The organism is Acidimicrobiales bacterium (genome assembly GCA_036399815.1).
GTDB lineage: Bacteria > Actinomycetota > Acidimicrobiia > Acidimicrobiales > DASWMK01 > DASWMK01.
Genome location: DASWMK010000186.1, coordinates 1 through 5,836, shown reverse-complemented (window position 1 = coordinate 5,836; position 5,836 = coordinate 1). Strand labels below are relative to the sequence as shown.

6 protein-coding genes are annotated in these 5,836 nt (G+C 75.2%); 3 read left to right on the top strand and 3 right to left on the bottom strand.

All coding sequences use genetic code 11. The features are described from left to right. Positions 1-543 precede the first annotated feature (543 nt). The gene (locus VGB14_14110) at positions 544-2,079 is read left to right on the top strand and encodes an MFS transporter (protein ID HEX9994057.1); all 1,536 of its coding nucleotides are present in this window, start codon (positions 544-546) and stop codon (positions 2,077-2,079) included. Positions 2,080-2,143: 64 nt separating this feature from the next. Here the strand turns inward: VGB14_14110 and VGB14_14105 are convergent, their stop codons facing one another. Then, complete coding sequence (locus VGB14_14105; protein HEX9994056.1) at positions 2,144-3,085, bottom strand: MBL fold metallo-hydrolase; 942 nt, start codon at positions 3,083-3,085, stop codon at positions 2,144-2,146. A 31-nt stretch (positions 3,086-3,116) separates the two neighbouring features. On the opposite strand from VGB14_14105, the gene VGB14_14100 reads away from it, so the two are divergent. Continuing rightward, positions 3,117-3,824: a hypothetical protein gene (locus VGB14_14100; GenBank protein ID HEX9994055.1), complete on the top strand. Its 708-nt coding sequence runs from the start codon at positions 3,117-3,119 to the stop codon at positions 3,822-3,824. Positions 3,825-3,834: 10 nt separating this feature from the next. Continuing rightward, positions 3,835-4,551: a maleylpyruvate isomerase family mycothiol-dependent enzyme gene (locus VGB14_14095; protein HEX9994054.1), complete on the top strand. Its 717-nt coding sequence runs from the start codon at positions 3,835-3,837 to the stop codon at positions 4,549-4,551. A gap of 411 nt (positions 4,552-4,962) precedes the next feature. Here VGB14_14095 and VGB14_14090 read toward each other — a convergent pair whose 3' ends face one another. Further along, on the bottom strand, positions 4,963-5,526 hold the full coding sequence (locus VGB14_14090) for a TetR family transcriptional regulator (protein HEX9994053.1): 564 nt from the start codon (positions 5,524-5,526) through the stop codon (positions 4,963-4,965). A 47-nt stretch (positions 5,527-5,573) separates the two neighbouring features. Beyond that, on the bottom strand, positions 5,574-5,836 hold a 263-nt coding region (locus VGB14_14085), incomplete at its 5' end, for a hypothetical protein (GenBank protein ID HEX9994052.1).

Below are 5,836 nucleotides of genomic sequence, written 5' to 3'. Positions count from 1 at the left end.
CGTCGCCGCGGGCCGACCGTTCGTCGCTTGCCGTCGGCTCGCTCGTAGGTCGGACCGTTCGTCGCCGCCCGCCGGCTTGGCGGCCGACCGCTCTCGCCGCAGCCACCGTTCGCCGCTCGGCGGCGTCCCGCTCAGCGGGGCCGACCGTTCGTCGCCGCCCCCCGGCTCGGCGGCCTGACCCCTGTCGCCGCCGGCACCGTTCGCCGCTCGACGTCCGGCCGATCGGCGGGGCCGACCGTTCGTCGACCCCGGCCGACCGTTCGGCGCTCCCGACCGACCGCCGGCCCGCTCGTCCCGACCACCGGACCGCTGGTCCGCTCGGCGGACGGCGGCGAACGGTCGGCGCACGGCGGCCACCGCCCGGCGACCTCCGGCCGCAGGGCGTAGTGCCGGGCGTCACATCGCGCGTACCGTGCCGCCAGCGAGGTCGGCCCGGCGGGACGGTCGCTCCCTTGGACGGAGTGACCGCCGCACTCGCTCCCGGCGGCGGTCGTCCCCCGGGCGGACCTTCGTGAACCGAGCGTCGGAGAGAAGGGGGACTGCATGGCGACCGCCGGAGCGTCCTTGGCCGCAGCCGAGCAGCACGCGCAGCGGGACTACAAGATCTGGCAGGTGATCGCCGCGTCCGCGGCCGGCACCGTCATCGAGTGGTACGACTTCTACATCTTCGGGTCGCTGGCGGCGATCATCGCCCCCCGCTTCTATCCCGAGGGCAACGACACGCTGGCCCTGATCGCCTACCTGTCCACGTTCGCCGTGGGCTTCGTGGTGCGGCCCTTCGGCGCCATCTTCTTCGGTCGCATCGGGGACCTCGTCGGCCGCAAGTACGCGTTCCTCGTCACTCTGATCATCATGGGTGGCGCGACCGCGTCGATCGGCCTCCTGCCGACCTACGACAAGATCGGCTACGTCGCGCCGGCGCTGCTGCTGCTGATCCGGGTGCTCCAGGGCCTCGCCCTCGGCGGCGAGTACGGGGGGGCCGCCGTCTACGTGGCCGAGCACGTGCCCGACCGACGGCGGGGCTACTACACGAGCTTCATCCAGATCACCGCCACCTTCGGCCTGTTCATCTCGCTCGCCGTGGTGCTGATCACCCAGCAGCTGATGAGCGAGGAGTCCTTCGAGTCCTGGGGCTGGCGGATCCCGTTCCTGCTCTCGGTCGTGCTCGTCGGGATGTCGCTCTACATCCGGATCCGGATGAAGGAGTCGCCGATCTTCTCCAGCCTGAAGAAGGAGGGGAAGACCTCGACCACCCCGCTGCGGGACAGCCTCGGCAACTGGCCGAACTGGAAGCGGATGCTGACCTCGCTGTTCGGCGCCACCGCCGGGCAGGGCGTCGTCTGGTACACGGGCCAGTTCTACGCGCTGTTCTACCTGCAGAAGATCCTGAAGATCGACACCGAGCTGGCGTACATCATCGTGGCGGCCGCCCTGCTGCTGGCCATGCCGATGTTCGTCGTGTTCGGCGCCCTGTCCGACCGCATCGGGCGCAAGCGGCTGATGATGACCGGCTGCCTCCTGGCCGCGCTGTCGTACCTGCCCATCTACAAGCTCATGCAGATCGCGGCGGGCAACCACATCGTCGGCGTCGGCTCGGAGACCAACAGCGTCACCGGTGAGATCAAGCTGCTGCCCCAGGCGATCGTGAACGGCACCAAGGTCTTCATCGAGGACACGGCGCCGAACCCGAACGTGATCGCGCTCATCGCCCTGGTGTTCGTCCAGGTGCTGTTCGTGACCATGGTGTACGGCCCGATCGCCGCGTACCTGGTCGAGGCCTTCCCGGCGAGGATCCGCTACACGTCGATGTCGCTGCCGTACCACATCGGCAACGGCGTCTTCGGCGGCCTGCTCCCGGTCATCGGCCTGTCGATCTGCGCGGCGACCGGCAGCATCTTCGCCGGCCTGTGGTACCCGATCGTGATCGCCATGGTGACGTTCGTGGTCGGGTCGCTGCTGCTCAGGGAGACGAAGGACGTCCGCATCTGGGACGAGCTCGAGGCGCAACGGGGCGGCGCCGCCGGCGACGGGGTCGTCGACCTCCGCGCCCCGGCGGCCGCGCCCGTGCACACCGGCTGACCATCCCGCGCCTCCCGTGGCGACCGGGGCCGGGCCCGACTGCAGCGGGCCCGGCTCCGGCGCGCTAGGCGAGGCAGCGCAGCGGGCGGCCGCCGTTGAGCTCGACCATCTCGAACAGGGGCTCGAGGCCGAGCGGGGTGCCGAGGGGCTCGCCCCGGCGCTCGGAGGCGGCCCGGTGCAGGTTGCCGACGAGGCGCTCGGGGTCGTGCCAGGCGGCGAACGGACCGAGGTCGGCGGCCCTGGCGGCGTCGAGGGGCCCGAGGCCGGCGCGGTCGGCGTCGGCGGCCACCTCCTGCACCCACCGCAGGTAGGCCTCCTGGTCGTCCAGCAGCTCGGGGCCGCCGACCGGGCCGTGGCCGGGGACGACGACGGCGGGGTCGAGGGCCCGCACCCGGTCGAGGGCGGCCAGGCTGCCGGCCACCGAGCCCATCACGACGAACGGCGTGCCGCCCGAGAACACGAGGTCGCCGGCGAGCAGCAGGCGGTGGTCGGGCACCCAGGCGACCACGTCGTTGGTCGTGTGCGCCGGGCCGACGTGGACGAGCTCGACCCGCAGGTCGTCGACCCACACCGTCAGCCGGTCCTCGAAGGTCACGAACGGTGGCCGCACCCGGATCTCGCCCCACTCGACCCCCGGGAACAGCAGCTCGGCCGCCGTCCCGGTGGCGAGCACCTCCTCCCGGCAGCGCTCGTGGCCGATCACGGTGGCCGCGGGGAGCAGCCAGTTGCCGTGGGTGTGGTCGCCGTGGTGGTGGGTGTTCACGAGGGTGCGGACCGGCCGGTCGGTGACCGAGGCGACGGCGTCGAGGAAGCCCCGGGTGCGGCGCTCGGTGAAGCAGGTGTCGACGGCGACGACGGCGTCCGCGCCGACGAAGAAGGCGGGGTTGTTGAGCCCCCAGCTGCCGTCGGGCTGGAGCCAGACCCACACCGACGGCGCCACCTCGCGGAGGACGGGCGGCGGGACGTCGGCGGCGTCGTGGAGGTGCGGGTCGGCGGGGGCGGTCACGGGCGCGAGGGTCGCGCGCGAGGCTGCACCCGTGCCGGCCGCGGGCTACCCGACGTCGTCGAACGGGGCGTCGTCGTTCCACCTGCACTGGGGCGGGCTCCCGGCCGGCGCCCCGCTCGTGGAGGTGGCGGCGACCCTCGAGGTGCTCGTGCCCCCGGCCGTGCCCGAGCTGTACTTCTGGGCCATCCAGGCGACGTTCCTCGAGCGCGGGCGGGAGCGGGGCGGCGCCCACCTCGGCCTCCAGTGGTACCCGCGCCACCCCGGCTCGACGGCCGTGAACTGGGGCGGCTACGACCGCGGCGGCCGGGAGCTCCGGGGCACGGCGTCGCCGCTGCCGAGCGCCACCGGCAACCCGAACACGAGGGACTGGCGCTGGGAGCCGGGGCGCCCGGTGCGCCTCGCCGTCCGGGCGGCGGGCGGCGGGGAGTGGGCCGGGCTGGTCGACGGCACCGAGGTGCGCCGCCTCCACTGCGCCGGCGACCGGCTGGGCCACCCGATGGTGTGGTCGGAGGTGTTCGCCCGCTGCGACGACCCGTCGGTCGTCGTGCGGTGGAGCGGATTCCAGGCGACGACGGCCGACGGCCGCACGCTCTCGCCCGACCGGGCGCTCGTCACCTACCAGCAGGAGGCGGAGGGCGGGTGCACGAACACGACCGTCCGCCCCGACGGCGACGGCGTGCTCCAGGTGACCGGGGCGCCGCGGGAGGTGCCCAGGGGGAGTGTCGTACCCCTTCGTTAGGGTCGTCGGCATGGACGCCCACGACTACGCCGCCGCGCTGGTGCGGGACGGCCGGCGGATGGCCGACGCCGCCGACGGCGCGCTCGACCGCCCGGTCGGGTCGTGCCCGGGGTGGACGGTGGCCGACCTGGTCTGGCACACCGGCGAGGTGCACGCGTTCTGGCGGGGCATCGCCGGCGGTGCCGGCCCCGACGAGTACGAGGAGCCGCCGCGGCCGCCGGACGGGGAGCTCGTCGCCTGGTTCCGCCGGCAGGTCGAGGAGCTCGCCGCCGCGCTGGAGGCGGCCGACCCGGCCGCGCCGGCCTGGACCTGGTCGGACCGGAAGGACGTCGGGTTCATCCAGCGGCGGATGGCCCACGAGACGGCCGTGCACTGCTGGGACGCGCTCGCCGCCGTCGGCCGGGACGAGCCGGTCGAGCCCGTCCTCGCCGCCGACGGGATCGACGAGTTCCTCCAGCACTTCCTGCCCGGCCGGCCCGAGCACGTCGCCGGCCCGCCCGTCACCGTGCACCTGCACGCCACCGACGGCGACGGCGAGTGGCTGATCCGGGCGGGGGAGGGGTCGGCGTCGTTCGAGCGGGCCCACGGCAAGGGCGACGCCGCGGCCCGGGGGCCGGTGTCGGACCTGCTGCTCCTGCTCTGGGGCCGCCGCCGGCCGGACGACCTCGAGGTGTTCGGCGACCGGGCCGCGCTCGACATGTTCCTCGGCCGGGTCGACCGGTCCTGACGGGGCCGGGGGTCCGGAGAGGAGGGGCGGCAGGGGACCCGCCCGCCCGGCGCGGCGACGGGGAACGGACGGTCGCGGTGGGGAGGGGCGGCGGGCCGTCGACGGGCCGCCCGGCGGTCGACGGCAGACGGCGGTCACGGTGGGGAGCCGCTGGGGGCGGTCGCCGACGCGCTCGCCGGCGCGTGGCAGCGGACCGGCAGTCGCGGTCGGGAGCCGCTGCGGGCGCGGTCGACGACGCCGCCCGGCGGTCCCCGTAGGGAGCCGCTCCGGGCGGACGCCGGTGCGGCCGGGCGACCTTGCAGCGCGTCGGGAGGGCGGCGTTGAGCCGCCGACCGCCGGCCGGGCCGCCCCCCGGCCGGCGGGTCGATCAGCCGGTTCCCGCCGACGGTCCCGGCGCGGCGACGGCGGCGCTCACCGCTCGTCCTTCAGCCCGTCGACGATCACGCCGGCCAGGCCCTCGGCCAGCTCGTCGACGGACGCCGCGCCCGGGTTGATCGCATAGCTGATGAGCAGGCGGCCGAGTGCGTCCGCGGTGCGCTCGACCCGCACGGGCGAGAGGTGCGGGAGCCGGTCGGTGATCAGCTCGACCAGCACCGGCTCGACCTCGGGGAGCAGGGTGCTGCCCGTGCCGGTCAGGAACGGCAGCAGCGACTCCGGCTCGGTGCGCAGCAGCCGGTCGAACAGCGGGTGCTCCCTGGCCGTGCGCAGCACCTCGGCGGCGAACGCCTCGACCGCACCCCGTAGGGTGCGGTGGCGGGCGGCCGCGCCCTGGATGCGGACCTGGAACGACCGGTGCTCGCGCAGCACCACCGCGGTGAGCAGCTCCTGGCGGCTCGGGAAGTGCCGGTAGAGCGTCTGGCGGGACACGCCGGCCCGCCTGGCCACCTCGCTCATCGACAGCCGGGCCATGCCGTCGGACGCGATCACGGCGTACGCCGCGTCCACGATGGCGTCCCGCGTGGCCTCGGCCGTCATGGGTGACAGGGTAACAGCGGTTGTCAACCTGTCACCACCCCCGCCGGCTATCGCCGGGCGGCCAGGACGGCGCCGACGGCCGCCCCGTAGGCGACGTGGTCGGCCACCTGGGGGACCGTCGGCAGGGCCCGGCTGGCGGGGCGCCGGCGGCCGACGGTGCCGAGGTCCAGCCCGGCGATGGCCAGCCCGGCGAGTGCGCCCCAGGCGGCCGGGCGGCGCCGGGGCAGGGCGGCGGCGAGGACGGCCCCCCAGCCCAACGACAGGCCGGCGTGGGCGACGGCCGCGCTGGCCAGCAGCACGGCCCTCGACC